Below are 26,653 nucleotides of genomic sequence, written 5' to 3' on the forward strand. Positions count from 1 at the left end.
GGCTCAAGATGGCTGGATGGGCCGGAAACCCGTCGTTTGATCTGTTCCAATTGCCCGAGGAACACCAGGAGTTGCGGGCGGCGATTCGCGCGCTGGCGGAGAAGGAGATCGCTCCGCACGCGGCCGACGTCGACGAGAACGCGCGGTTCCCGCGGGAGGCGCTGGAGGCGCTGAACGCCTCGGGGTTCAACGCCGTGCACGTGCCCGAGGAGTACGGCGGGCAGGGCGCGGATTCGGTGGCGGCGTGCATCGTGATCGAAGAGGTCGCCCGGGTGGACGCCTCGGCGTCGTTGATCCCGGCGGTGAACAAGCTGGGCACCATGGGCCTGATCCTGCGGGGTTCCGACGAGCTGAAGAAGCAGGTCCTGCCGTCCATCGCCGAAGGGACCATGGCGTCCTACGCCTTGAGCGAGCGCGAGGCGGGCAGCGACGCGGGATCGATGCGGACCCGGGCGAAGGCCGATGGCGACGACTGGATCCTCAACGGCGCCAAGTGCTGGATCACCAACGGCGGCGAGTCGAGCTGGTACACGGTGATGGCGGTGACCGACCAGGACAAGGGCGCCAACGGCATCTCGGCGTTCATGGTGCACCGCGATGACGAGGGCTTCACCGTCGGACCCAAGGAGCGCAAGCTCGGCATCAAGGGCTCCCCGACCACCGAGTTGTACTTCGAGAACTGCCGCATCCCCGGCGACCGGATCATCGGCGAGCCGGGCACCGGCTTCAAGACGGCGCTGGCGACGCTGGACCACACCCGCCCCACCATCGGCGCCCAGGCCGTGGGCATCGCCCAGGGCGCGGTGGACGCCGCGATCGCCTACACCAAGGACCGCAAGCAGTTTGGCGAGTCCATCAGCAGCTTCCAGGCCGTGCAGTTCATGCTGGCCGACATGGCGATGAAGGTGGAAGCCGCGCGGATGATGGTGTACCAGGCGGCCGCGCGCGCCGAGCGCGGCGAAACCAACCTCGGCTTCATCTCGGCGGCCTCGAAGTGCTTCGCCTCCGACGTGGCGATGGAGGTGACCACCGACGCGGTGCAGCTGTTCGGCGGCGCGGGCTACACCACCGACTTCCCGGTCGAGCGGATGATGCGCGACGCCAAGATCACCCAGATCTACGAGGGCACCAATCAGATTCAGCGCGTGGTGATGTCGCGGGCGCTGTTGCGCTGACAACCGCGCCGACGCCCGGTCCACCCTCGTGGGCGGGACCCTCTTGGGAACTCACAGGCGCACCGAATAGGATCACCGTCGGCAACCGTTTCGAGTGGTAGGGCCGAACCCAGAGTCGGTAAGCAAGCACCGACCATCCACGACGACCTTCGTTACACAGCAAAGGGTCTTACCGCGGCCAGGGGGTCTCAGTGAAGAACGCGGCTACCCAGGTGCATCGTCGGATGAGCGGGAATTGATGCCCGTGCGTGCCCCAGCCGCCCCGGCCGCGCACTGGCAGTCATTGTCGTTGTTGTTGGTCGAGGACGATCGTGCCGACGCGGTGCTCGTTGAAGACCTGATCGCGGACGCGGTCGCCGATATCCGGGTGATCTGGGCGCAGTCGATGGCGCACGCGGAACGTGAGCTGGCGGCGGCCCGGCCCGACTGCGTGCTGCTGGACCTGCACCTGCCCGACGCCAGCGGGATGGACGCGCTGGACCGCATCGCCAAGCGCGACGCCACCGTTCCGATCGTCGTGCTGACCGGGCTGAACGACGAATACTTCGGGGCGTCCGCCGTCGCGGCCGGGGCGCAGGACTATCTGGTCAAGGGACGCGTCGAGCCCGAAATGCTGCGGCGCGCGCTGCTTTACGCGATCGAGCGCAAACGGGCCGAACTCATTTCCGCCGACCTGCATGCCAGCCGGCTGCGGGCCCGCGAAAACGCGCTGCTGGAACGCGGCCTGCTGCCCTCGCCGCTGCTGCTGGAGGAGCCCGGCGTCGACATCGTCGCCCGGTACCGGCCCAGCCGCGAGGGCGCGTTGTTGTGCGGCGACTTCTACGACGTCGTGCAAACGCCCGACCGGGTGGTGCACGTCCTGATCGGCGACGTCGCCGGGCACGGACCGCACGAGGCGGCCCTGGGCGCGGCGCTGCGCATCGCGTTTCGTGCGCTCACCTTCGCCGGCGTGCACGGCGTGGAACTGATGCGGCAGCTCGAACGGGTGCTGCACTCGGAGCGAACCGGGACTGGCATCTTCGCGACGGTGCTCAGCCTGGCAATCCACCCCGACAGCCCGCGGGTCACGGTGGTGCGCGCCGGTCATCCGGGGATGTTGCTGCAGGACGGCACGGGCGTGGGATGGGTCGAGCCCCCGGCCGGTCCGGCGCTGGGCCTGCGCGCCGACGACTGGCCGCAGCAGGATCTGGAACTGCCGACGGGCCACGGCCTGCTCCTGCTGACCGACGGGCTCTTCGAGGGGTATTCGGGCGAGGGCAACCGGCGGCTGGGCGAGGACGGCCTGCTCGAGCTGGCCCGCGGGCACGCGCACCTGCCGGGCCCGGCGTTCGTCGACGCGTTGATCGACGGCGCCCAGCTGCTCGCCGAGCCGCGCGGCGGGCTCACCGATGACATCGCCGTGCTGCGCGTCGAGCGGACGACGGCGTGAGCCCCGCCCGGCGCGCGCCGCGCCTGGCGCAGCTCACCGTGCGCGGCTGGCAGTTCGTGGTGCTGGTCACGATGGGTGTGATGGTGCTCACCGGCGCGATCGTCGGGTGGGCGTTGCTGCACCGCACCGACCAGATGTCGAGCGCGGTGATCGACGGCATCGGGCCGGCGCGGGTGGCCGCCGGTCAACTGCAGGCGGCGCTGCGGGACCAGGAAACGGGGATTCGCGGTTATGTGATCACCGACGATCGCCAGTTCCTCACCCCGTACTACGACGGGCAACACGAGGAGCAGGCGGCCGCCGAGGCGATCCGGCGCCGGCTGAGCCAGCGCGCCGACCTGATCGCGGATCTCGACGCGATCGAGCAGGCCGCCGCCAAGTGGCGGGCGACCTATGCCGAGCCGTCGATCGAGAGCGTGGCCCCGAACGGCCGGAATGTCACGAACCGGCCGGCGGCCGAACGCGGCAAGGCCGAATTTGACCACCTGCGTGGGCTTTTCGACACGCAAAACGCGAACCTCGCCGCGGCGCGCAACCGCGCGGCCGACGACCTCCGACAGACCGACGCCTGGCGGGACAGGGTGCTGGGGGCGATGGTGTTGCTGTTCTTCGGCACGGCCGCGGCGCTGGGGCTTTTGACGCGTAATGCGGTCACCCGCCCAATCGCCGCGTTGGCCGCAGCGTGCCGGCGGATCACGCGGGGCAGCTTCGGCGAGACCATTTCGCCCCCGCGGCAACCCCAAGACATTCGCAACATGGCCATCGACGTGGAGAACATGCGGGAACGGCTCGTCGAAGAGCTCGAGGTATCCCGTTCGGCCCGAACGCTTCTGGATGAACAGGCCGCCGAGTTGCGGCGCTCGAACGCCGAACTGGAGCAGTTCGCCTACGTCGCGTCGCACGACCTGCAGGAACCGCTGCGCAAGGTCGCCTCGTTCTGCCAGCTGCTCGAAAAGCGGTACGGCGACCAACTCGACGGCCGCGGAATCGAATACATCGGATTCGCCGTCGACGGGGCCAAGCGGATGCAGGTGCTGATCAACGACCTGCTCACCTTCTCGCGCGTCGGCCGGCTGGGCACCTCAGAAACCGAGGTCGAACTCGACGCGGCGCTGGACGCCGGCGTGGCCAACCTCGCCACCGCGATCGAGGAAGCCGACGCCGAGATTGTGCGGCCGTCCCAGCCCCTCCCGCAGATCATCGGGGATCCCACGCTGCTGACGATGCTGTGGCAGAACCTGATCGGCAATGCGATCAAGTTCCGGCACAAGGATCGCCGGCCCCGCGTCGTCATCGACTGCGAACGCCGCGCCGGCGAGCACGGTGACGAGTGGTTATTGTCCGTGTCGGACAACGGCATCGGCATCGCCGCAGAATTCACCGAGAAGATCTTCGTCATCTTCCAGCGCCTGCATGGCCGCGAGGTCTACTCCGGAACCGGTGTCGGCCTTGCGCTGTGCAAGAAGATCGTCGAGCAGCACGGCGGCACCATCTGGGTCGACACGTCCTACCCGGACGGGACCCGATTCCAGTTCACCCTGCCGATCCCCGCGTCGGTGGGTGCGGGCGCGGCTACACCAGTCAGTTCGGAAGGAACCCACGTTGACATCACCGACGTCAGCCGGTAGGGCAATCGAGATCCTGCTCGTCGAAGACGACCCGGGCGATGAGCTCATCACCCGAGAGGCGTTCGAGCACAACAAGCTCAAGAACAACCTGCACGTCGCGCACGACGGGGAGGAGGGCCTGGACTTCCTGTACCGGCGCGGCCAATTCGAGGGTGCGCCGCGGCCCGACCTGATCCTGCTCGACCTCAACCTGCCTAAATACGACGGCCGGCAGCTGTTGGAGAAGGTCAAGTCCGACCCGGACCTGGCCCGCATCCCGGTCGTCGTGCTGACGACCTCCTCGGCCGAGGAGGACATCCTGCGCAGCTACGAACTGCACGCCAACGCCTACGTCACCAAGCCGGTCGACCTCGACCAGTTCATGAGCGCCGTCCGCCAGATCGACGAGTTCTTCGTTCAGGTGGTGCGGCTTCCGGGCAGGTAAACCCTGGGCTACGAGGCGGTCTCGGGTGCGGTGAGGAACTCCCCGTTGTGCTGCCCCGGGGCCGGCGGCGGATCGGTGGCCGCGGCGTCGAAGCTCGAGTAGCGCGCCGGCATGCGGACCACCGTGATCGCCCCCTCGCCGCCGCCGAGCCGCAGGGCCAGCTCGTTCTCGGCGAACAGCGGGGTGTCGACCACCTGCTTCCAGGTGTAGGCCAGGCAGGCCATCAGGCCGCCCTCCTGCAGCAGCTCGACCCATTCGGCGGCGGTCTTGGCCGCCAGCGCCGACTCGAGTTCCCCGGTCAGTTCGTGGTAATTCATTGCGCGCGAACGCTGATCGATGAACCGCTCGTCCCCCATCAAATCCGGGCGCCCGATGATCTGGCACAGCTTCGCCCAGTGCTTGGGCACGTAGGCGCTGATCACCAGGTAGCCGTCCGCGGCTTTGAAGGCGTCCGACGGCTGGGTGGCGAACCCAACCCCCTTGCGCTTCTTCACTGTTGGCTCGGAGTCGCCCTTGGGCGCCTCGCTCGGCTTGTTCAGGTGAATCGTGAGCTGGCTGGCCTGCAGTGCGACCGCGACGTCGTACATCGCGACCCGGACAATCTCGGCCACCCCGTGCCGCTCCCGGTTGAGCAGCGCGGCCAGCACCGCCTGGGCCAGCACGTGGCCGCTAGCGGCGTCGACGAGTTGGAACGGGATGATCTGCGGTTTGCCTGTCGGCGTGGGCATCCCGGTGGTCATGCCCGATTCGGCGGCGACCATCAGGTCGACGCCCGGCCTGCTGCCGTGCGGGCCGTTGCCGCCGTAGGCCGACAGGCGCGCGTAGATCAGCCGGGGATTGCGTGCCCGCAGGTCGTCGGGGCCCAGCCCCAGGCGCTCCATCACGCCGGGGCGAAACCCTTCCAGGACGACGTCGGCGGTGTCGGCCAGCCGCAGTATCTGCCGCTTGTTGTCGTCGTCGGTCAAATCGACCGCGACCGATTTCTTGCCCCGGTTGTGGGGCCAGAACAGTGTGGGCAGCGGTGGGCGCCCGGGCAGCACCACGGTGATCTGCCGGGCCGCCTCCCCGCCGGGCGCCTCGACCTTGATCACCTCGGCGCCCAGGTCGGCCAGCACCTGCCCGGCCAGCGGCCCGGCGATGTTCTGGGTGAAGTCGAGCACCCGGTAGCCGTCAAGGGGCTTGGGGGGCTTGGTGTTTGGCATATCGGCCTTCCTTTAACCCGCCTTGTGCAGCACCGCGGTGCAGTAGTAGTTCCTGGCGAACGGCGCGGCGGGGCCCTCGGGCTGCAACGGTAATCCGTTGTCGGCCAACAGCTGATTCAGCGGCGTGCGAACCGGCCGCCAGCCACGCTCGGCCAGGTAGGTCGCCACGTCGTTGCGCTCACCGGGGAAGCCCAGGTCGCCCAGCGCGATGTCGAGGCCGTTCTCCCGCCACTTTTCGCTCGCGGCGTTGAGCGCATCCCCGCTGACCCCCGTGTTCCAGAACACCTCGGCCACCAGCCGGCTGCCGTCGGCGCTGAGCTCGGTGACCTGAGCCAGCAGCCGGTCCTGGGCCTCGGCCGGCAGGAACCCGAGCAGCCCCTCGGCGGCCCAGGCGGCCGGCCGGCCGGTGTCGAATCCGGCCTGCCGCAGCGCCGACGGCCAGTCGTGGCGCAGGTCGATCGGCACGGCCCGCAGCTGGGCCGCGGGCGTGGCGCCGAGCTCGGAGATGGTGGCGGCCTTGAACGCAATGACTTCGGGTTGGTCGACCTCGAACACCGTCGTGCCCGCCGCCCAGGGCAGCCGGTAGGCGCGGGCGTCCAGACCCGAAGCCAGGATGACGACCTGGCGGATGTCCGCTTCGCCGGCCTCGGCGAAGAACGCGTCGATGAACCGCGTGCGTGCGGCCATCATGTCGGTCATCCGCTGCATGCCCCACGGGGCGCCGGGAACGTCGACGTCCGCGGAGCTCAATTCGCCCGCGGCCCACCGGGTCATGAAGTCCACGCCCACGGCCCGCACCAGCGGCTCGGCGAACGGGTCGTCGATCAGCGCGTCCCGGGTGGCCCGGGCCCGGCCCGCGGCCACCATGGTCGCGGTGGCTCCCACGCTGGTCGCCAGGTCCCAGGTGTCGTCGTCGGTGCGCGCCATGTCATCCCTTCCCCGGTCTGCTCGTTAGCCACCATAACGGTGACCAAAGACCCCGCCTGCGGTGGCGCGACCGATCGGCAGAGTCGAGTCAATGGCCGCGCAAATGTTCAGGCGTCACGAACTGGAAACCGCGTCGCTGCTGATGTACGTCCGGTCGGGGGATTGCGAGTGATCCCGCCGGGGAAGGTGCTCAACCGCCTGCTGGGTGGGTGAGGGCCCGCTGGTCGAGCCGGTACCGGATCAGCCGGGAGCTGTTGGCCACCACCGCCACCGACGAGGCGTTGTGCAGGATCGCGGCCAGCACCGGGGACAGCGCGCCGCCCGCGCCGATGATCAGCCCGGCGGCGTTGACGGCGATGGACATGCCGTAGTTCTCGCGGATGACGTCGACGGCGCGGGCGCCCAGGTCCCGCACGTCGAGCAGGCGGTGCAGGTCGTCGTTGGCCAGCGCCACATCGGCGGTCTCGACGGCCACGTCGGTACCGGCCAGGCCCATGGCGATCCCGATGTCCGCGGCGGCCAGCGCCGGCGCGTCGTTGATGCCGTCGCCGACCATGCCGACGACGAAGCCCTCGTCCTGCAGCTCGCGCACCGTGGTGAGCTTGTCCTCCGGCATCACCTCGGCGCGCCACTCGTCGATGCCGAGCTCGGCGGCGACCACCTCGGCGATGTCGGGATGGTCACCCGTGAGCATCACGATGCGGCGAATCCCGTTGGCCCGCAACTCGTTCAGCACGTCGGCCGCCTCCGGGCGCACCTCGTCGCGCAGACTGATCAGGCCGACCAGCGTGCCGTCCACGGCGAGCAGCAGCGGCGTCTCGGCCCGCCGGCGCAGCTTGTCCACCCATTCCGAGGCCTTCTTGGACACCTTCACCTTTTCGGCGCGCAACAGCGACGGGCTGCCCAGCAGCAGGGTCCGGCCGTCGGCCCAGGTGCGCATGCCCAGGCCCACCAGCACCTCGCACTCCTCGTGCGGCGGAATGCTGATGTGGCGTTCCTCGGTGGAGCGGATCACCGCCTCGGCCAGCGGGTGGCGGGAGTGGATCTCCGAGCTGGCCGCATAGGCCAGCACCTGCTCGGGTTGCCAATCCTTATGCAGCGCAATGATGTTGGTGACCACCGGGCGACCGACCGTCAGGGTGCCGGTCTTGTCGAACACGATCGCGTCGACCTGGCCCGCCTGTTCGAGGTGGGAGCCGCCCTTGATCAGGATGCCGCGGCGCGCGCCGTTGCCGATCGCGGCGCTGATCGCGGTTGGGGTGGCCAAACCCACCGCGCACGGGCACGCGATCAGCAGCATGGTCATCGCCCGGCGAACGTCGCCGGTGACGGCCAGGGTCAGGGCGGAAACGATGAACGACGTGGGAACGAAACGGCGGGAGAAGTTTTCGCCGACGGTCTGGATCGGCGCCCGGTCGTGCTGGGCCTCCTCGACCCGGGCGATGATGCGGCCGATGGTGGTTTGGTTGCCCACGGCGCGGGCGCGCACCACCAGCCGTCCGCGCACCACGACCGAGCCGGCGTGCACCCGCGAGTCGACCGTGACGCTCACGGGCAGGTTTTCGCCGGTGATCGCGGACTGGTCGACGATCGCCTCGCCGTCGACCACCTCGCCGTCCACCGGTATCGCGACATGGTCGTGGACCACGACCTCGTCGCCGGTCTGCAGGCTGTCGATGGGTACCTGTATCTCTTGGTCGTCGGGCAGGCGGATCCACGCGGTGTCCTGGGTTCCGCGCAGCAGCTCGGAGATGGCCCGCCGGGTGCGTCGCAGGGTCAGGTCCTGCAGGTATTCGCCGATGTTGAGCAGCCACAGCACCGTCAGGGCGACGACATTCTCCCGCAACACCAGGCTCGCCACGGTGGCCGCCGAGACCAGCGCGTCGGTGCCCGCCCGGCCCGAGCGCAGCGAGCGCAGCGCGCCGCGCAGGAACGGGTAGCCGGTGAAGACCGTGACGCCGGTGGCGAACAGCCGGCCGCTCGGGCCGAGCAGCGGCGGACGGGCGAACACGTAGCGGCGCACGCCGAGCAGGGCCAGCGCTGCGCCGCCGATCACCATGCGCAGCACGTCGGTGTTGCGGATCTCCGACGAATGCGGCACGCGCGCCGGGATCAGCTCGGCGGCGACGTGCGCGGCACCGCCGATCGCGTCCAGCACCGAGGGGCGATCGCAGCGCCGGGGCGAATACCAGACCACCACCGAGCCGGTGCGCGGGTAGGCGTGCACGGCGCGCACCCCCTGCTGCTTGGCGACGGCCTCCTCGACCGCCACGGCACGACGGGAGTCGCCGCGGACCCACCCGACCGACACCCGCATGCGCCCCGCCGCATCCGAAAGCACATGCAGCGCAAGGTCTTCGGCCACTGTCAAGCGATCAGTGCTCGTGCTCGTGGGCGTCGGCGACCGCGGGCGTCGGCGCCTCTTCGCCGATGCGTTCGCGGGCCTCGGCCATCACGTCGGCGAGCTTGAGGCGCGCCGACTCGGCGGCCTCCTCGGCCTTGCGGGTGCCGCGCAGCCCGAGCTCCGCCGCCGACACCGCCGTCTCGTGCAGCGGCGCCTTGGCCATGGCCTTGCGCACCACCTCGTAGGCCGTCACGCCGACCAGGCCGGTGACCACCGTGCCCGCCGCCTTCGCCAAGAGCCCATACCCCGCCATCGCCGCAACCCTCCTGTCCTCGCCGCCTCAGCCCATGCTTGCACGACGTTAACATCGCGATATTGCTATATCAATATGGATCCGGACGCCTTTCAACGCTGGGCCGCGGCCCGTTGGCCAAACCGTTGTCGCTGGCGGGGTAGCCCGCACTGCGTTCCGAGGGTTGGGGTCGGGCTGTGGGCCAATATCGCGCGGGAACAGCTAAATCCGGATCGCCCGGGGCCACTGTTCCCTCACTTCGCAGTGAGGGAACAGTGAGCGATTCGGGTGCCAACAGGCTGGGGCCTCCGTCGCCGCCCGACGTCGAGCCCCATCGATGATCCCTGAGCGCACTCGACGCCGCGTCGTGCCTGCGCGACAGTAGGTTAGCTCAAGCGGCCGGCGCGAGATGCGAAAGCATTACGTACAACCAGGAACGCCAAATATGCGGTGTGTCGAAGGGGGGCACTTCCCGCCGCTCGACTACTGGCGATGTCGCCCTCGGACCTGAATGCGCGCCAGAGGGCCGTGAAAGTGGCTCCATCGGACGACCAGTCGCCCAGCAATAAGCCTGCATTGAGCCATTCATTAAGGATGCTCTCGAAAAGAATCTGGTTATAGGCGCGGACGGTCGCAGCGATAACACCGACTATCTCATGAATCGCGGCTGGAGATCCGAAAGATATCCAGCTTCCCGACGGCACCCCGAGGGCCTTCGCACCCCGTGTCGAGACATAACCACCTGCATGTACAGCTGCATGGCGAATGTGGCAGATACGTTCGAACTCCGTCAGTAAGACTTCCACTGATATCACGCTCTTCAGATCTACCCCCCCAATCTTCTTGGTCCACGTCATTACCTTCGACCTGCTCGAAAAACTCTCACTATCGAGCATGCCCCTGACTGCATCTGCCACGGAGCCCGTGAAAACGAACTCCATCCGGGTCTCAAGGGGTTGAACCCGCTCAGCGCAACACGGGCATATCTTGACAACATCCGTCAAAATGGATCGGAAGTAGTCCTCCGCCGCGGACACTGCCGAGGAACTAAGGATGAGCCCGTGCTGCGTGCGCCAATCTGCAGCTGAGTTCGCGGCAAGCTGAGTTACGACTAGCAGCGCGTCGAAAGCTACATCGATTGGTGAGCGATAATCACCTTCACCACGATTTGTTAAAAATGCAGCATCTGTCAATCGTGTCGAGGCCCCCGGTCCCACTGGCGACGCCGATGCGAGACACACCTGGGGGAAAGCATGCGGCATTACAAGGTCACAAATTCATCCGCGCGGACCTTGATTCGTGCCGCCCACGTTCTGCCGATGCTAGGAACGGTTCGAAGTTGTACCCCTGCGTCGTCAAAAATAATGTCTTGGACCGTGCGTAGGTTGGTCAACTCCAATATTCGTTCGAGTTTTATCGGTGTGAGATGAAGGCTTTCGAGTGGCGATGACAGCAATTCGATATATACGGATTGCTCTGTAAGCGCTGTTCCGCACTTGTAGCAGAAAACGGAGTCTTCGGAGATGCGGGGACTGTGACACTTCGGGCACGGGGAGAGATTCAGGCGGCATCGTTCGCTTTGCGCAGGGTTTAACACACCTACGGGTTGGCGCCGCACGAAGTCATCCGCACTCTGCCTCCGCAATGCGATCAAATGGTCCTCGATGGACGGCGTCCGCGGCAACGCTAGTGCATTGTCGGCAATCAGAAGCGATGTATGGATTTGGACCTTTTCATATCGGTCCCTTCCTCGTGAGACGGATCCAAGACGTCGGACCACTCCGGCGTACTCCATGAGAGAAACAACCTGGCTAAGATCTGCATCCCATGGCTGAGCAATTGCGACTCCGATGTACTTAGCGCTTTGCTTTCCGCGTTGCCGGTTGGTCTCACGGATAGAGGCAATCATGCTATCCTGTACCTCTCGGCCTACCTGAATGAAATTCTCGTATCGCGGCAATTTGCGTGAGACTTCATCGAACAGCGAGCGCACTCGTACCGCATTCTCGCGTATTGCTTCTTGAACCTTTCGAAGCGTCGGCGGTGCGAAGGTTACCGCCTCGTCGTCTTCGTCGGTATCACCAATTGAGTCGGACAGGATATTTAGGAAGTTGCGCGGCAGCCCGAAGGAAGCATACGCAGCGAGATCTACTAGTTCTTGGCGTACAGAACCTTGGAGGTTTTGCGGGTAGCGTGCGGCAAAGATTGCGCGCATCGTCGCCAGGTAACTGGGTGAGTCGGTTCGAATCCAAACCTCAATCTCTTCGGCCTCGTGGCCAACATTGAAATATGGACTATAGGAAGTCACCCCAGGGTAGATCGCAGCTTTGCATGCGACAGCTCGGGACCGTAAAGCACGAAACACTTCAAAGAATTCGCGTTGTTGTTGCTGCATAAAAGCGTGCGCCGCGTCATCCATGAGTAGCACTGCGCGCGATCGACCCATCGTTTCGCTCCAGCCCTCAATCATCGTTAGCAATTCAGCCGGCGCGATTGCCCTAGGCACGAATTTTGGAGTCTGACCTATCAATGTTTGCAGCTCATTGACGAACCGTTGGCCATCGCTAGCTAACTTACGGAGATCTGTCGGGCAATCAGTATCCGCACTTTCTGCCAATGCAATTATGATTTTGTAAATCAACCATTGTCTAAAATATTCGAGCGCACGCTCGGAGCGCAGCATTACGGGTTCAAGTGCGAGATGTTGCGAATAGTTAATATATGCTACGAGAACGTTATCGCTTCCGCGAAGTTTGAAATAGGCGCGCTTCAGGTAGTTCGACTTGCCCGATCCTCGTGGCCCCTTCAGTAGCTTCGGCCCTGGACCTGTCAACCGACGCAAGATCGACTCATCTCCTGGCACCTCTGCAGTGAGTCGTGCGAGATCAGCTTCCGACAGATCTTCGGCCCGGAGCGTGTACAGAGCGTCAAGATCAAGATCCACATCGGCCATGAGGCAATGCTAATGATAATGAAGTTCGCCAGGCTGAATCCCCCACGGCACGTTGAGGCCGACTTCGCCGGCCGATGAAACACTCACGTCACCACACCCTCGATACCGCGCTACTGTTCGCCGGCCTTCGCCACCCGGTCGGCCGGCAGGTATGCCCTGGGCGCCGCGCCCACTGCGCCGGCTGGTTGTAATAACCACGCGGCCGCCATGCCCAACGCATCGCACGCGGCACCCGCGGCGCGCGCCGCGGAACGCTAGGCCGGCCGCACCGTCTGTGGCCATCCCGCCCCACCGAACTGCTTGGCCCCGTTCCGACCCGACCAAGAGCCGCGACCCTTCTGGCTGCCATCCGCGTTGTTCAGAGAACCCGGGTGACCTTTTCCGTCTCGACCCTGCGGGGCAGCGCCCCCGGATCGGGATTGGCCACCTGCACCAGCGACGCGCCGACGGCCAGGATCGCCAGCAGGCCGTCCACCAGATCGCCGGGTCGCGTCCAGGACGCGCTGGACAGCACCCGGTCCGTGGCCGTCAATCCCCGTGCGGTGGCGGATCTTTGGCAGTCGGCCAGGACCTCGTCGACGGATCGCCCGGCCAGCGCCGGACCGGGCCGCCCCTCGCCGACGATCTGGTCGCCGTGCACCCGCACGGCGGTGGCGTAGTCGGTGACGCCGATCGGCAGGTCCGGTGCCGGGCGGCCGAACGGGTCCAGCGACAGCACGGCCACCTCGGCGGCGCCGGTACCGTCGGCCTCGTCCAGCCGTTCCTCGCTGCACAGGGCCACATCCGCATTCGGGTGGGTCGAGCCCGCGTCGAGCACCGCCTCGGCGCCGATCCACCACACCCCGAACAGCACCGCCGCCGTCTGCCAGTGCGCCGGCAGCAGGATCGCGACCCGGCTCGCCGGCCCGGCGCCCATCTCGTCGCGCAACAGGTTGCCGGTCTTGGCGGCCCAGTTGGCCAGTGTGGCGGCGGACAATTCGATGCGCTCGCCGCCGGCGTCGTCGTAGTAGGTGATGCGCGGGCCGACCGGGTCGGCCCGCAACAACGGATCCAGGATGGCCCCGGCCAGCGTGCTCAGTTGATGCACTCGGGCTTGTCGGACCCGGCGGTCAGGATCGGCGACGGCGGCGGAACATTCGGGTCGACCCCGGCGGCCGCGTTCGATACCCGGGCGGACACGGCGGGACCACCGCCGCCGGAGAGGCCCGAGCCCGGCCCGGTGTAGTCGTTGGCCAGCACCACCCGGACCGAGCCTGCCGCGAGGGACGGGTCGGCGATCACGGGCAACCCGCCCAGCTCCTTGGCGACCTGCTGGGCGCCCAGGTCGTCGGTCTTGGCGGCGCGCACCTGGCTGCTCTTCACGTGGCCGCCGTCGTTGTTTCCGACGGTGCCGGCGGCAAATCCCTTGGAGCTCAACACCTCTGACACCGCGGCCGCCAGGCCGTTGATGTCGGTGTCGTTGACCACGCTGGCGGTGGTCTTCGCCGGGGTGTAGGCCAGTTCCTCGGTCTTGCCCTGGGCCTGGTCGTGCAGCAGGCCTGCCACCCAGTCCTGCACCTGATGCGGGTCCACCCGCACCACGCTCTGCATGCCGTCGTCGCTCCAGCCGGCCCCGTCGAGCACCGGGATGGTGGCGAACGCGACGTTGCCGCCGGCCAGCTTCTGCATCTGCTGGACGAAATCCATGACGTCCCAACCCGAGGAGATCACCACAGAGCGCTGGACGGCCGCCTCGAGGCGCCGCAGGGTGGTGGGGCTGGACAGCGTCTTGCCGGAGATGACCCGGTGGGCCAGCGACGCCATCACCACCTGTTGACGCACCACGCGGTCCAGGTCTCCGCGCGGCAGGTCGTGGCGCTGGCGCACGAAGCTCAGCGCCTCGGGGCCGTCGAGTTTTTGCTGCCCGGCGGGGAAGTCGGCACCCGAAAGCGGCTCGAACACGGGCTGTTTGAGGCAGACGTCGACACCGCCGAGCGCGTCGGTGATCAACGCGAAACCGAGCAGGCCGATCTCGGCGTAGTGGTCGACGGTGACGCCGGTGAGGTCGGCGACGGTCTTGATCAGGGCCTCGCGGCCGGCCTCGGTGCCCTGGGCCGCCGCTTCGGTCGCGGAGGCACCGGCCTGGACGAGGGTGGCGCGTTTGGCCTCCCTGGTCTGGCCGTACACGCCGTTGATCTTCGTCTTGCCCAGGCCGGGCGCCGCGACGTAGGAGTCCCGCGGAATCGAGATCGCGGTGGCCGACCTCCCGTTGTTCGGTATCCGGATCAGGATGATCGTGTCGGTGTTGGTCGCTTCCTCGTCCCCGGCCCGCAGGCTGGCCAGCTCCTCCTGGGACAGGGGGTTGCCGTGGGCGTCGGTGCGGCTGTCCAGACCGACCAGCAGGATGTCGATCGCGCCGTCGTCGCCGCCCTTGCCCAGCGAGGGCGCGGACATGTGGAAGATGCCGTCCTCGAAGGCGCGCACGTTGCCCCACGCCATTCCGGTGCCGACGACGACCGCGACGGTCAGCACAGCGGCAACCACACGAACCACACGTTGCACAGGCATCCCAATAGGTTACTTGCGACACAGCGGCTTCGCGGGTAGCCGGGGGCGGCGTGCCTGGGCCGTGCCACACTCGACGACATGTCGGGCAGGTCGGAACGGATCGTGATCACGGGAGCCGGGGGGCAACTGGGCAGCTGTTTGGCCGCGCTGGCGAGCGAGCGGGGGCGCGAGGTGCTCGCGCTCACGTCGTCGCAGTGGGACATCGCCGACCCGGCCGCGGCGGAACGGAACATCCGCCCCGGCGACGTGGTCATCAACTGCGCGGCCTACACCGACGTCGACGGCGCCGAGAGCGACGAGGCGCGCGCCTACGCGGTCAACGCCACCGGGCCGGAAATCCTCGCGGGGGCCTGCGCGCGCGCCGGCGCCCGGCTGATCCACGTCTCCACCGACTACATGTTCACCGGCGACCCCGGGCCGGGCGGGCCGCGTCCCTACGAGCCCAGCGACAAGACCGACGCGCGGGGCGTGTACGCGCTGTCCAAGCTCGCCGGCGAAGAGGCCGTCCTGGCGGCGCTGCCGTCGGCCGTCGTGGTGCGGACCGCCTGGCTCTACACCGGCGGAACGGGCAAGGACTTCGTTGCCGTCATGCGCCGGCTGGCCGCCGGGGACGGGCCGGTGAACGTCGTCGACGACCAGGCCGGGTCGCCGACCTACGTCGCCGACCTGGCCGTCGCGCTGCTGCAGGTCGCCGACGATCGCGTGCCGGGTCCGATCCTGCACGCCGCCAACGAGGGTGCGGTGTCGCGCTTCGAGCAGGCGCGCGCGGTGTTCGAGGAGTGCGGCGCCGAGCCCGACCGGGTGCGGCCGGTCAAGACCGACGAGTTTCCGCGCCCGGCGCCGCGGCCGAGCTACTCCGCGCTGGGCGGCGAGGAGTCCGCGGCGGCGGGCCTGACGCCGCTAAGGCCCTGGCGCGCTGCGCTTGTCGCGGCGCTGGCCGCATCGGGCAGCGACCGACCGTTACCCTCTACGCGTGACTGACATCCTGCCGGTCGTGACGGTGACCTACTCGCCGGGCCCGCACCTGGAGCGGTTCCTGGCCTCCCTGTCGCTGGCCACCGAGCGCCCCGTCAGCGTGCTGCTGGCCGACAACGGCTCCACCGACGGCACCCCGCAGGCCGCCGTCGAGCGCTACCCGAACGTGCGGCTCTTCGAGACCGGCGCGAACCTCGGGTATGGGACCGCGGTGAATCGCGCGGTCGCGCAGCTGGGCGAGAACGACGACTGGGTGATCGTGGCCAACCCCGACGTGCAGTGGGGCCCGGGCAGCATCGACGCCCTGCTGGACGCCGCCACCCGCTGGCCGCATGCCGGCGCCCTGGGCCCGCTCATCCGCGACCCCGACGGGTCGGTGTACCCGTCGGCGCGCCACCTGCCCAGCCTGGTCCGCGGCGGCATGCACGCGGTGGTCGGTCCGTTCTGGAAGCGCAACCCGTGGACGGCGGCCTACCGCCAGGAGCGGCTCGAGCCCAGCGAACGCGCGGTGGGCTGGCTGTCGGGGTCGTGCCTGCTGGTGCGGCGGTCGGCCTTCAGCCAGGTCGGCGGCTTCGACGAGCGCTACTTTATGTACATGGAGGACGTCGACCTCGGCGACCGGCTGGGCAAAGCGGGCTGGCTGAGCGTCTACGTGCCGTCCTCCGAAGTCCTGCACCACAAGGGTCACTCCACCGGGCACGACCCGGCGAGCCACCTGGCGGCCCACCACAAGAGCACCTATCAGTTCCTGGCCGACCGTAATTCCGGTTGGCGGCGTGCGCCGCTGCGCTGGACGCTGCGCGCCTCGCTGGCGGCCCGATCGCGGCTGATGGTGCGCAGTTCGCTGCGCAGCCGCAGGCGGAACCTGGCAGAAGGGCGGCGCTGACGTGGCGGCCCGTCCAGTCGACGCCGTGATCCTGGTTGGGGGCAAGGGCACCCGGCTGCGGCCGCTGACGCTCTCGGCGCCCAAGCCGATGCTGCCCACCGCCGGGCTGCCGTTCCTGACCCACCTGCTGTCGCGGATCGCCGCGGCGGGCATCGAGCACGTCATCCTGAGCACGTCGTATCAGGCCCAGGTGTTCGAGGCCGAGTTCGGCGACGGGTCGAAACTGGGGCTGCAGATCCAATACGTGACCGAGGACTCGCCGCTGGGAACGGGCGGCGGCATCGCCAACGTCGCCGGGCACCTGCGCCACGACACCGCGATGGTGTTCAACGGCGACGTGCTGTCCGGCGCCGACCTGGGCCAGCTGCTTCAGTTCCACCAGACCAACTCCGCCGACGTGACCCTGCACCTGGTGCGGGTGGGGGACCCGCGGGCGTTCGGCTGCGTGCCGACCGACGAAACCGGCAGGGTCACAGCGTTTTTGGAGAAGACGCAGGATCCGCCGACCGACCAGATCAACGCCGGCTGCTACGTCTTCCAGCGCGCGATCATCGACCGGATCCCACGGGGCCGCGAGGTCTCGGTGGAGCGCGAGGTGTTCCCGGCCCTGCTGTCCGACGCGAAAGTCAAGGTCTGCGGCTACGTCGACGCCACCTACTGGCGCGACATGGGCACCCCGGACGACTTCGTGCGCGGCTCGGCGGACCTGGTCCGCGGGATCGCCCCGTCGCCGGCGCTGCACGGCCACCGCGGCGAGCAGTTGGTGCACGACGGCGCGGCGGTGGCGCCGGGCGCGGTGCTGATCGGCGGGACGGTCGTCGGGCGCGGCGCCGAGATCGGCCCCGGTGTCCGCCTGGACGGCGCGGTGATCTTCGACGGCGTCAAGGTCGAGGCCGGCAGCGTGATCGAGCGCTCGATCATCGGCTTCGGGGCACGCATCGGCCCGCGGGCGCTGATCCGCGACGGGGTGATCGGCGACGGCGCCGACATCGGCGCCCGCTGCGAGTTGCTGCGCGGCGCCCGGGTGTGGCCCGGCGTCGCCATTCCCGACGGCGGGATCCGCTACTCCTCCGACGTGTGAGTCCTGCTGTGCGTCGAGATCGACGTGACCGCGACGCCCACTCGAGTTACTCGCACTTCTGTGCGCTGGCGTCGATTTCGGTCGCCCGGGCGACGAGGTACGCCAGCGCGTGATCGGTGCCGTCCGGCAGGGCGTCGGTGGGCCACCACCGCAAATCGTCGGACTCGTCGCTGATGGCGATCTGCGCGCCGGCCGGTGCGTGCGCAACGAATTGCAGGTCCAGGTGACGGGTCGGCACGCCGAGCGAGCAGGTGACCGGGTGGACATGCACGGCCGCCAGCTCGGGATCGATGCGCAGGCCGGCGACGCCGGATTCCTCGGTGGCCTCGCGCAACGCCGCCGCGACGACGTCGCTGTCGTCCTCGTCGCAGTGCCCGCCCAGCTGCACCCAGCGGCCCAGCCGCGGATGCAGGGTCAGCAGCACCCGGGCGCCGGTGTGGTCGAGCACCAGCGCCGAGGCGGTAACGTGGCCCGCCGCGCACTCGCGGCGGCAGGCGTCCGGGCGGGCGTGCACGAAGGCCAGCACGGCGTGCCGCACCGAATCCTGCGCCGGATCCGTCGGCCGCCAGTCGGTGAGAAGCGAGATCGCGGATTCGCGGAGGCTCAACGGGATCCGCGCCTTGCCCGGCGGTCCCGGAGCGAAACCCAGGCCGCGCGGCAGCCCGCGACCACCTCGGGAGACAACCCGAGCCGGTCGATCAGCACCTGCCGGTCGACGAGGTCGAGCGCCTTGTCGATCTCGCCCGCCTTCAGCAACAAGTCGACGTCGCAGGCGAGTTCGGCTTCGGCGTGCGCCGGGGCGGGGATCGGAAGGTGCTCGGCTTCCGCGGGTTCCAGCTCCAAGATGCCCCCACCGTAACTGCGGCCGAGGATCTCGGCGAACGCGAACGTCACGCTGTTGTGGAACACCGCGGCCAGCGCCGCCGGATCCACGCCGGGCGCGACCCGGACCCGGTGCACGGTGTCGGTGCTCGTCGCCGCCACGGCGTTGACGGTCAGCCGCGGCGCCCGGTGGATCTGGCGCAGCAGGAACAGGTCGGGAACCCACAGCGACGGGGTGGTCCACCACGGCGTGCGGATCGAGCACTTGTAGCCCCGGTGCACGCCGGCGGCCTCACCGGCGCGGACGTGCGCGTTCAGGGCGGTGTCGGTGAGTTCGGCCGGCGCGTCGAGCAGCCAGGTCCGCCGGCCCGCCGCGACATCGGTTGCGCGGCAGTCGGTGTCGTAGACCAGCCCGGACAACTGCGCGCTGCGCGACACGAGCTTCACGCAGTGCGGCCGCAGCCCCAGCTCGTCGGCCTGCGCGTCGGTGAACGTGAAGAAGCTGTTGCGGCCCGTCACGATGCCGACGTCCACGCCGGCGAGCGACCCGAGCCGGGTCAGCACCGGCGATCCCTTGAGCGAGCGCAGCAGCCGGATCGCGGCGGGGTCCAGGAAGTACTTGGTCCACTTCTCCTGCTCGTGCAGCAGCGTGGGGGCCCACGGGGCCTCGAGGTCGGCGTCCGCCAGCGCGTCGGCGTCGGCGAGATGGACGGTGCGCATCCGGGCCGGACCCGCCCCGACCACACCGCAGAACAGCACGACCTCCTGCAGGATGCCGTCGAACACCAACCGCTCGAAGGTCAGCAGCGTGATCTCGCAGAACCGGGCGAGCAGATACTCGCGTAGCTGGGCGGCGTAGCCGACCTGGAGCAACTCGGCCGGCAGCACCAGGCCGACCCGCCCGCCGTCGCGCGCCAGGACCGCGCTCGCGACGACGAAGGGGACCCAGGCGTTGGTCAGCCGGCTGGGGCGCAGGCCCTCGCGGCGCATCAGTTCCAGGGCCGGGTCGCGCTGATCGGACGCCCAGTTGCCGAAGCGGATGTAGGGCGGGTTGCCCGCGACGCCGTCGAAGCCACCGGGCTCGGCCGTCGCCAGCCACGCGAAGAGGTTCGCGGCGTCGACGGGCGCGAATTGCCGGGCCTTGGCGGCTTCGTCGGGAATCAGCTCCACGCCGCGCACCCGGGCGCCGAGGGCGGCCAGCTCGCGCAGGATTCGGCCGTCGCCGCAGGACGGTTCGACGATGTGCGGCCCGGCCCCGCGCACCCAGCGGGCCAAGAACCGGGCCACCGGGGCGGGCGTGTAGTAGCCGCCGCGGACCTTGTCGGCCGACGCCGCCGCCTTGCCCGCGAATCCCATGGGCTCAGTATTACTTGCGGATCAGCAAATCACCGGGGTCCGCCGCGTCGCGCGACCCGGGCCGGTCCTCGGCGTAGCCGATCGCGATGGCGCCCAAGGGCTCCCAGTCGGCGGGCAGCTCGAGCTCGGCGCGGACCAACTCGGCGGCAAAGATCGTCGAGCCGATCCAGCAGCTGCCCACCCCCCGCACCGCCAGCGCGACCAGCAGGGCCTGCACGGCCGCGCCGACGGCGACCGTGAACATGGTGTGCTCGGCGTCGGTGCGGGCCGCGTCCCGGTAGGCGTGGGCGCCCTCGGGCACCAGGAACGGGATGAGCACTTCGGGTGCGTCGTAGAGGATCTGGCCGCGCGCCAGCCGCCGCTCTATCGCGTCGGCGGGCCGTCCGTCCCCGGTGAGGTCGGAGCGCCACCTGTCCTTCATGCGGTCCAGCAGCCGGGTGCGGGTGGCCGGGGTCCGCAGCCACACGAAGCGGACCGGTCGGGTGTGGTGGGGGGCCGGCGCGGTGAGGGCCTCGGCGACGGCGTCCTCGACGAGCTCCGGTGGCACCGGCTGGTCGGTGAATCGGCGCACCGAGCGGCGCAGCAGCTGGGCCTGCCGGCGGCCCATGTCGAGGGCCTCGGCGGTGCCCAGCCAGAACAGGTCTTCCTCGCCGGGTCGCAGCAGTTGCCGCGCCGTCGAGCCGTCGTCGGTCACGGCGAGCCCGCGCACGACGGCCACCGGCAGCGCGGTGAGTTTGCCCTTGACCAGATCGGCGGCGGCCGCGACCTCGTCGGCGATCGCGATCTCGGTGACGAGCAGTTCGTTGCCGTGCCGGTCGACGGCTCCGGCATAGCCGTGCAGCACCCGCAGGCCGGCGGCGCCGACGGCCGCGTCGGTCTGGCCGTTGCGCCAGGCGCGGCCCATCGTGTCGGTGATGACGACGGCGACGTCGAGGCCGAGCCGCTCGCGCAGCGCGGCGCGTAGCGCCGCCGCGCTGGCGTCGGGATCGACCGGCAGCAGCGCCAGCTCGTCGCGGCCGACGTTGGACCCGTCCACGCCCGCGGCGGCCTGGACCAGGCCGAGCCGGTTCTCGGTGATCAGGGTCTGGCCCTTGCGCGCCAGCACGCGCACCGCCTCGTCGTCGACGAGCTTGCGCCGCAGCCGATCGCGCTCCTCGGGGTCCCGGGGGGCCGGCACCAGGCGCCCCTCGCACTTGGACACCACCTTGCTGGTGACCACCACGACGTCCCCGTCGCGCAGCCAGGGCGCCGCCGCGGCGACGGCCGCGCCCAGGTCGTCCCCGGGCCGGAACTCGGGGAGCCCGGTGACGGGCAGGATCTCGACGGTGGCCCCGGTGCCGTGCTCGCTCATGCCGCCACGCCCGCCAGCTCCAGCCCGGCCCTGACCATCTCGGCCGTCGCCTTCGGGTCGCTCATCAACAGCGGCACCGCGCGCACGGCGACCCCGTTGACGTCGGCGTGGTCGCCCTCGTGGATCAGCCAGCAGTCCAGGATCCCGGTGGCCCGCCGCGACCCGAAATGCCGGCCGACCGCCTCCGCGGTGGACTCGACCCCGATCACGGACAGGCACGCATCGGCCATGCCGCGCAACGGCTTTCCGCCGATGATCGGGGAGTAGCCGACGACCGGGGCCTGGGCGGCGCGCAGCGCGCCGCGGATGCCGGGGACGGCCAGGATGGCCCCGACGCTGACGACCGGGTTGGACGGCGCCAGCAGGATGATATCGGCGTCGGCGATGGCCGCCACCGCTTCGGCTGCGGCGCTGGCCTTTTCGGCGCCGACGAACGCGAAGCTGTGCGTTGGCACCTGCGCCCGGTAGCGCACCCACCATTCCTGGAAGTGGATCGCCCGACGGCTGTCGTCGGCCGGATCGGTGATCACCACATGCGTTTCGCAGCGGTCGTCGGTGGCCGGCAGCAGCCGCGCGCCCGGCTGCCAGCGATCGCACAACGCGGTGGTGATCTGCGACAGCGGGTAGCCCGCGTTGAGCATCTGGGTGCGCACCAGGTGGGTGCCCAGGTCGCGATCGCCGAGCTGGAACCAGTCGGGCTGCACGCCGTAGCGCGCCAATTCCTCCTTGGCGTGCCATGTTTCGTCGCGGTGCCCCCACCCTCGCTCCGGGTCCACGCCTCCACCTAAGGTGTACATGCAGGTGTCCAAATCCGGACAGACGCGCAACCCGTGGATCCAGGCGTCATCGCCGACGTTGACGACCGCGGTCAGCTCGTGGCTGTCGGTGCGTGGGCCCTGTTGCGTTTCAAACTGACCCAGCCCGAACAGCTGTTGAACCCCCAGCAGGAACCGGGCGCCGCCAACCCCACCGGCCAGAACCGTGACCTTCACTTGACCTTCACAGGGCTCGACAGTACTGCCCGTGATGCGACTGTGACGGACACGCCGAAGGCCCAAAAACAACGGAAACGCCGGAATTTGGTCACGAGATGATATGGAAATGCGCCGAAACGCTTGACCAGGCAGATCAACCCGTGTCTAATCACATCAGTGTCATTTCCCGGTTGGCCGGCCGATTCCGGTGTCGCAGACCGAGATTCGATCACATGTTCGAATTGTCTGTACATCAGAACAGTGGGAACACACTCACTCTCTCAAATCAAAGCTGAGGAGGCGGACGAAGCATGTCTTATGAGCACCTTCGGGGCGTTATGACAGGCACACCGCAGACCATGATCGGCTCGGCGCCGGCGGCACCGGTCCGTCCGCACCTGACTGTGGTTCCCGACGCCCCAGTCGCTTTCGAGCCCGAGCCCCTGCCGCCGGCGACGCCGGATCAGTGGCAGGACCGCGCGCTGTGCGCGCAGACCGATCCCGAGGCCTTCTTCCCGGAGAAGGGCGGCTCCACCCGCGAGGCAAAGAAGATCTGCCTGGGTTGCGAGGTTCGCCACGAGTGCCTCGAGTACGCCCTGGCGCACGACGAGCGCTTCGGCATCTGGGGTGGTCTGTCGGAACGGGAGCGCCGCCGCCTCAAGCGCGGCATCATCTGACGCGCGACGCTATTCGTCGTCGATCGTGGGGTCGATGACCGAGGGCTCGACGTCCAGGTAGATGGCCACCTGGGCCACCAGGATTTCGTGCAACAACTCGCCAAGTTCGTCGGTGTCCTTGGCCCGCCGCTCAATCGGCTTGCGGAACAAGACAATTCGTGCCCGCGTTGCGTTGCCTCGGACGTCGACGCCGGCCGGGATCAACCGGGCGAGCGCGATCGGCCCGTCGGCGATGACCTCCGGCGGCCACTGCACGCTCTCGGGGTCCTTGGCGGCGATCCGCGGGATCTCGTCGACGGCCACGTCCAGTTCGGACACCCGCTCCTGCCAGCGCCGCTCGATCGGTTCGTAGGCCTCCAGCACCGCCATGTCGAACCGCTCGGCGCGGCTGCGCCATCCGGGCACGGTCGGCGGCAGCAGCGGACCGCGCATATCTCGGCCGCGTCGCGACCCTCGGTAGGAAGCCGACCGGCGCCCCGACCGATGGCTGTGCGGGGAGCCGCCGGATTCGCCCACGCGCCGATGGTAACGGTTGTACATCGCGGGTCGAGCGGATGCGCGTGTCCGGCGCTTGCGTGGCGTTTGCGCACGATAGCCTTTCGGCGTGAACGTTCCCCGTCGCTGTTGCCGGCCCGGGTGTCCGCACTACGCCGTGGCGACCTTGACGTTCGTCTACTCGGACTCGACGGCGGTGGTGGGCCCGCTCGCCACCGCGCGCGAACCGCACTCCTGGGACCTGTGCGTCGGCCACGCCAGCCGGATCACCGCACCCCGCGGCTGGGACCTCGTGCGCCACGCCGGGCCCCTTCTTTCTGAGCCCGCCCACCCTGACGAGGACGACCTGGTCGCCCTCGCCGACGCGGTGCGCGAGGGGCGGCCGCGCGATGGGGGCCGGCCCCATCCGAGTGCCGGCGCGCCCCTGAACGGCTTTTCCGATCCCCACATTCACGCCGGAGCCCAGGCCACCGCGCCGAGCAGCGGGCTGCTCGCGCCGCCTGAGCCCCGCTCCGGTCGCCGCCGCGGACATCTTCGGGTGTTGCCGGACCCTGCCGAGTAACCCGCCGCAGGGTTTTTCCCGGGCCGATAGGCTGACGCCAAGAGCCCCACTGTCAGGAGCGTCAGGAGTTTCGCATGTCACGGTCCGCCGCGACCGTTCGCCGCGTCGTCAAGGCCTACGACGTCCGCGGGCTGGTCGGTGAGGAGCTCGACGAGTCGCTGGTCGCCGATCTGGGCGCCGCGTTCGGCGCGTTGATGCGCGCCGAGGGGGCCCGGCAGGTGGCGCTCGGCCACGACATGCGGGACAGTTCGCCGGCGCTGGCCGCGGCCTTCGCGCGCGGGGTGCTGGGCCAGGGCCTGGACGTGGTCCGGATCGGCTTGGCGTCCACCGATCAGCTCTATTTCGCCTCCGGACTGCTGGACTGCCCGGGCGCCATGTTCACCGCGAGCCACAACCCGGCGGCCTACAACGGCATCAAGCTGTGCCGGGCCGGCGCCAAACCGGTCGGGGCGGACACCGGGCTGAGCACCATCAGCGACGACGTGATCGCCGGGGTCCCGGCGTACGACGGCCCCCCGGGCAGCGCCACCGATCGCGACGTGCTGGCCGACTACGGGACGTTCCTGCGTTCGCTGGTGGACACCTCCGGGCTGCGTCCGCTGCGGGTGGCCGTGGACGCCGGCAACGGGATGGCCGGCCACACCGCCCCGGCCGTGCTGGGCGCGATCGACTCGATGACCCTACTGCCGTTGTACTTCGAACTCGACGGGTCGTTCCCCAATCACGAGGCCAACCCGCTCGACCCGGCCAACCTGGTGGACCTGCAGAAATTCGTCGGCGCCGTCGGTGCGGATATCGGGCTGGCCTTCGACGGGGACGCCGACCGGTGCTTCGTGGTCGACGAGCGCGGGGAGCTGGTGTCGCCGTCGACGGTGACCGGCCTGGTGGCCGCCCGGGAGCTGGGCCGGGAGATCGGCGCCATGATCATCCACAACGTGATCACCTCCCGCGCGGTGCCCGAACTGGTCACCGAGCGCGGCGGCACCCCGCTGCGCTCGCGGGTCGGCCACTCCTATATCAAGGCGCTGATGGCCGACACCGGCGCGATCTTTGGCGGGGAGCATTCCGCGCACTATTACTTCCGGGATTTCTGGGGCGCCGACTCCGGGATGCTGGCGGCGCTGCACGTGCTGGCCGCCCTCGGCGAGCACGAACGGCCGCTCTCGGAGCTGACCGCCGACTACCAGCGTTACGAGTCGTCCGGCGAGATCAACTTCACGGTGGCCGACGCGTCGTATTGTGTGGACACGGTGTTGAAATCGTTCGGCACCCGGATTCAGTCCATCGATCACCTGGACGGGGTGACGGTCGATTTGGGCGACGGCAGCTGGTTCAACCTGCGCAGCTCGAACACCGAGCCGTTGCTGCGGCTCAACGTGGAGGGCCGCACCACCGAGGACGTCGACGCCGTCGTCGCCCAGGTCCGCGCCGAGATCGCCGGGACCACACCGTGAACGCCACCGCGGCGATCGACCTCGAAGACGCCCAGGGCCTGCTCGCGGCCGACACCGACGGCCTGTTGCGGGCGGCGTCGTCGGCGGGCGCGCAGGTCCGCGCGATCGCCGCCGCCACCGACGAGGGCGCACTCGACTCGCTGCGGGCCGACGGCCGCGCGCGCAGCGTGATCTGGGTGGCCGGCCGCGGGACGGCCCGCACCGCCGGCGCCCTGCTGGCCGCGACGGTGGGTGGGGTGGCCGCCGAACCGATCGTGGTCGCCGGCGAGGCACCGCAATGGGTCGGCCCGCTGGACGTGCTGGTGGTCGCGGGTGACGATCCCGGCGATCCCGCGCTGGTCGCCGCCGCCGCGACCGGCGTGCGCCGGGGCGCGCGGGTGGTCGTGGTCGCCCCGTACGAGGGCCCGCTGCGCGACTCCACGGCCGGGCGCGCCGCCGTGCTGGAGCCGCGGGTCTGGGTGCCCGACGCGTTGGGGCTGTGCCGTTACCTCGCCGCGGGCCTGGCCGTCCTGGGCATCGTCGACCCCCGGCCTGGCGGACAGGACCTGGGTCCGCTCGCCGACGCGCTCGATGCCGAGGCGCTGCGCAACAGCGCCGCCCGCCAGCTGTTCACCAATCCCGCCAAGACGATCGCCGCCCGGATAGCCGGCTGCAAGGCGGCGCTGGCGGGCGATTGCGCGGCCACGCTGGCGCTGGCCTGGCACGGCAGCTCGGTGCTGCTGCGGCTCGCCCACGAGGTGGTCGCCGCCACCGGGTTGGCGGATGCCGTGCTGGCGCTGCGGGCGGCGGCGAACACGAGCGACGGGGCGGGGGACGACCTCTTCCACGACGAGGAGATCGACGGGCCGCGGCCCGAGCGGCTGCGGGTGCTGGCGCTGACCCTGTCGGCCGAACAGACGGTGGTGGCCGCCCGGACCGCGGGGCTCGACGACGTGTACCTGCTCGCCGCCGAGGATGTTCCCGACGGACCCGGCGGCTCGGCCGGTTCGACGGTTGCGCCGGCGTTGGGGGGCGCCATCAGCGCCGAGGAGCAACTGGCAGTATTGGCCGTTCGGCTCGAGATGGCCGCGGTTTACATGCGACTGGTGCGGGGATAGAT

Annotated in this window: 23 protein-coding genes; 11 read left to right on the forward strand and 12 right to left on the reverse strand. The window is 69.3% G+C overall.

Annotated elements, in window-relative coordinates:
• Nucleotides 1-8: 8 nt before the first annotated feature.
• From A5787_RS04135 to A5787_RS04150, 4 genes are all read left to right on the forward strand, one after another.
• The gene (locus A5787_RS04135; RefSeq protein WP_066962026.1) at nucleotides 9-1,175 is read left to right on the forward strand and encodes an acyl-CoA dehydrogenase; all 1,167 of its coding nucleotides are present in this window, start codon (nucleotides 9-11) and stop codon (nucleotides 1,173-1,175) included.
• Nucleotides 1,176-1,413: 238 nt separating this feature from the next.
• On the forward strand, nucleotides 1,414-2,604 hold the full coding sequence (locus A5787_RS04140; RefSeq protein ID WP_066962029.1) for a PP2C family protein-serine/threonine phosphatase: 1,191 nt from the start codon (nucleotides 1,414-1,416) through the stop codon (nucleotides 2,602-2,604).
• A 71-nt stretch (nucleotides 2,605-2,675) separates the two neighbouring features.
• Nucleotides 2,676-4,232 (forward strand): ATP-binding protein, encoded by a 1,557-nt coding sequence (locus tag A5787_RS04145; RefSeq protein ID WP_082977064.1) that lies wholly within the window; start codon nucleotides 2,676-2,678, stop codon nucleotides 4,230-4,232.
• Nucleotides 4,207-4,656 carry a response regulator gene (locus A5787_RS04150; RefSeq protein WP_066962034.1) on the forward strand — a complete coding sequence of 150 codons (450 nt, stop codon included), beginning with the start codon at nucleotides 4,207-4,209 and terminating at the stop codon, nucleotides 4,654-4,656. The genes A5787_RS04145 and A5787_RS04150 overlap by 26 nt, the downstream gene beginning before the upstream one ends.
• An 8-nt stretch (nucleotides 4,657-4,664) precedes the next feature.
• On the opposite strand, the gene A5787_RS04155 is transcribed toward A5787_RS04150, so the two are convergent.
• From A5787_RS04155 to A5787_RS04180, 7 genes are all read right to left on the reverse strand, one after another.
• Nucleotides 4,665-5,858, reverse strand: coding sequence for a CoA transferase (locus tag A5787_RS04155; RefSeq protein WP_066962036.1), 1,194 nt, complete (start codon nucleotides 5,856-5,858; stop codon nucleotides 4,665-4,667).
• Between the two features lie 12 nt (nucleotides 5,859-5,870).
• Entirely contained in the window at nucleotides 5,871-6,785 is a 915-nt protein-coding gene (locus A5787_RS04160) for a class I SAM-dependent methyltransferase (protein WP_066962039.1), read from the reverse strand.
• Nucleotides 6,786-6,975: 190 nt separating this feature from the next.
• Nucleotides 6,976-9,102, reverse strand: coding sequence for a manganese-exporting P-type ATPase CtpC (gene ctpC, locus A5787_RS04165; RefSeq protein ID WP_156763760.1), 2,127 nt, complete (start codon nucleotides 9,100-9,102; stop codon nucleotides 6,976-6,978).
• Between the two features lie 58 nt (nucleotides 9,103-9,160).
• A complete protein-coding gene (locus tag A5787_RS04170; RefSeq protein ID WP_066962046.1) occupies nucleotides 9,161-9,442 on the reverse strand; it encodes a DUF1490 family protein in 282 nt (93 codons plus the stop codon).
• A 1,240-nt stretch (nucleotides 9,443-10,682) separates the two neighbouring features.
• The gene (locus tag A5787_RS27195; RefSeq protein ID WP_156763751.1) at nucleotides 10,683-12,374 is read right to left on the reverse strand and encodes a hypothetical protein; all 1,692 of its coding nucleotides are present in this window, start codon (nucleotides 12,372-12,374) and stop codon (nucleotides 10,683-10,685) included.
• Nucleotides 12,375-12,732: 358 nt separating this feature from the next.
• Nucleotides 12,733-13,461 carry a TIGR03089 family protein gene (locus tag A5787_RS04175; protein WP_066962049.1) on the reverse strand — a complete coding sequence of 243 codons (729 nt, stop codon included), beginning with the start codon at nucleotides 13,459-13,461 and terminating at the stop codon, nucleotides 12,733-12,735.
• Nucleotides 13,449-14,921: an LCP family protein gene (locus A5787_RS04180; RefSeq protein WP_066962052.1), complete on the reverse strand. Its 1,473-nt coding sequence runs from the start codon at nucleotides 14,919-14,921 to the stop codon at nucleotides 13,449-13,451. Before A5787_RS04180 ends, A5787_RS04175 begins: the two co-directional genes overlap by 13 nt.
• Nucleotides 14,922-14,999: 78 nt before the next feature.
• On the opposite strand from A5787_RS04180, the gene rfbD reads away from it, so the two are divergent.
• Genes rfbD through A5787_RS04195 form a run of 3 tightly spaced genes read left to right on the forward strand, consistent with a single transcriptional unit; the run spans nucleotide 15,000 to nucleotide 17,863 of the window.
• Nucleotides 15,000-15,902, forward strand: coding sequence for a dTDP-4-dehydrorhamnose reductase (gene rfbD / locus A5787_RS04185; protein WP_066962055.1), 903 nt, complete (start codon nucleotides 15,000-15,002; stop codon nucleotides 15,900-15,902).
• Nucleotides 15,895-16,782: a glycosyltransferase family 2 protein gene (locus tag A5787_RS04190; protein WP_066962058.1), complete on the forward strand. Its 888-nt coding sequence runs from the start codon at nucleotides 15,895-15,897 to the stop codon at nucleotides 16,780-16,782. Before rfbD ends, A5787_RS04190 begins: the two co-directional genes overlap by 8 nt.
• 1 nt (nucleotide 16,783) lies before the next feature.
• Complete coding sequence (locus A5787_RS04195) at nucleotides 16,784-17,863, forward strand: sugar phosphate nucleotidyltransferase (RefSeq protein WP_066962061.1); 1,080 nt, start codon at nucleotides 16,784-16,786, stop codon at nucleotides 17,861-17,863.
• A gap of 46 nt (nucleotides 17,864-17,909) precedes the next feature.
• Here the strand turns inward: A5787_RS04195 and A5787_RS04200 are convergent, their stop codons facing one another.
• From A5787_RS04200 to cofD, 4 genes are read right to left on the reverse strand one after another with little or no spacing between them, the layout of a single operon-like run.
• Nucleotides 17,910-18,470: an NUDIX hydrolase gene (locus tag A5787_RS04200; protein ID WP_066962064.1), complete on the reverse strand. Its 561-nt coding sequence runs from the start codon at nucleotides 18,468-18,470 to the stop codon at nucleotides 17,910-17,912.
• A complete protein-coding gene (locus A5787_RS04205; protein WP_066962067.1) occupies nucleotides 18,467-20,041 on the reverse strand; it encodes a class I SAM-dependent methyltransferase in 1,575 nt (524 codons plus the stop codon). The genes A5787_RS04200 and A5787_RS04205 overlap by 4 nt, the downstream gene beginning before the upstream one ends.
• A gap of 10 nt (nucleotides 20,042-20,051) precedes the next feature.
• Nucleotides 20,052-21,392: a coenzyme F420-0:L-glutamate ligase gene (locus A5787_RS04210; protein ID WP_066962070.1), complete on the reverse strand. Its 1,341-nt coding sequence runs from the start codon at nucleotides 21,390-21,392 to the stop codon at nucleotides 20,052-20,054.
• Nucleotides 21,389-22,384: a 2-phospho-L-lactate transferase gene (gene cofD, locus A5787_RS04215; RefSeq protein ID WP_066962073.1), complete on the reverse strand. Its 996-nt coding sequence runs from the start codon at nucleotides 22,382-22,384 to the stop codon at nucleotides 21,389-21,391. Before cofD ends, A5787_RS04210 begins: the two co-directional genes overlap by 4 nt.
• A 320-nt stretch (nucleotides 22,385-22,704) precedes the next feature.
• Here cofD and A5787_RS04220 point away from each other — a divergent pair, with 320 nt between their 5' ends.
• The gene (locus tag A5787_RS04220; protein WP_066962075.1) at nucleotides 22,705-23,043 is read left to right on the forward strand and encodes a WhiB family transcriptional regulator; all 339 of its coding nucleotides are present in this window, start codon (nucleotides 22,705-22,707) and stop codon (nucleotides 23,041-23,043) included.
• Between the two features lie 9 nt (nucleotides 23,044-23,052).
• On the opposite strand, the gene A5787_RS04225 is transcribed toward A5787_RS04220, so the two are convergent.
• Nucleotides 23,053-23,475: a metallopeptidase family protein gene (locus A5787_RS04225; RefSeq protein WP_066908187.1), complete on the reverse strand. Its 423-nt coding sequence runs from the start codon at nucleotides 23,473-23,475 to the stop codon at nucleotides 23,053-23,055.
• Between the two features lie 172 nt (nucleotides 23,476-23,647).
• On the opposite strand from A5787_RS04225, the gene A5787_RS04230 reads away from it, so the two are divergent.
• The 3 genes from A5787_RS04230 (at nucleotide 23,648) to A5787_RS04240 (ending at nucleotide 26,651) form a co-directional block, all read left to right on the forward strand.
• Complete coding sequence (locus A5787_RS04230; protein ID WP_197506951.1) at nucleotides 23,648-24,100, forward strand: DUF3499 domain-containing protein; 453 nt, start codon at nucleotides 23,648-23,650, stop codon at nucleotides 24,098-24,100.
• Between the two features lie 74 nt (nucleotides 24,101-24,174).
• Nucleotides 24,175-25,554: a phosphomannomutase/phosphoglucomutase gene (locus A5787_RS04235; RefSeq protein ID WP_066962082.1), complete on the forward strand. Its 1,380-nt coding sequence runs from the start codon at nucleotides 24,175-24,177 to the stop codon at nucleotides 25,552-25,554.
• On the forward strand, nucleotides 25,551-26,651 hold the full coding sequence (locus tag A5787_RS04240; protein WP_066962085.1) for a TobH protein: 1,101 nt from the start codon (nucleotides 25,551-25,553) through the stop codon (nucleotides 26,649-26,651). Before A5787_RS04235 ends, A5787_RS04240 begins: the two co-directional genes overlap by 4 nt.
• Nucleotides 26,652-26,653 lie beyond the last annotated feature (2 nt).

The organism is Mycobacterium sp. 852002-50816_SCH5313054-b, from assembly GCF_001667185.1.
Classification (GTDB): Bacteria; Actinomycetota; Actinomycetes; order Mycobacteriales; family Mycobacteriaceae; genus Mycobacterium.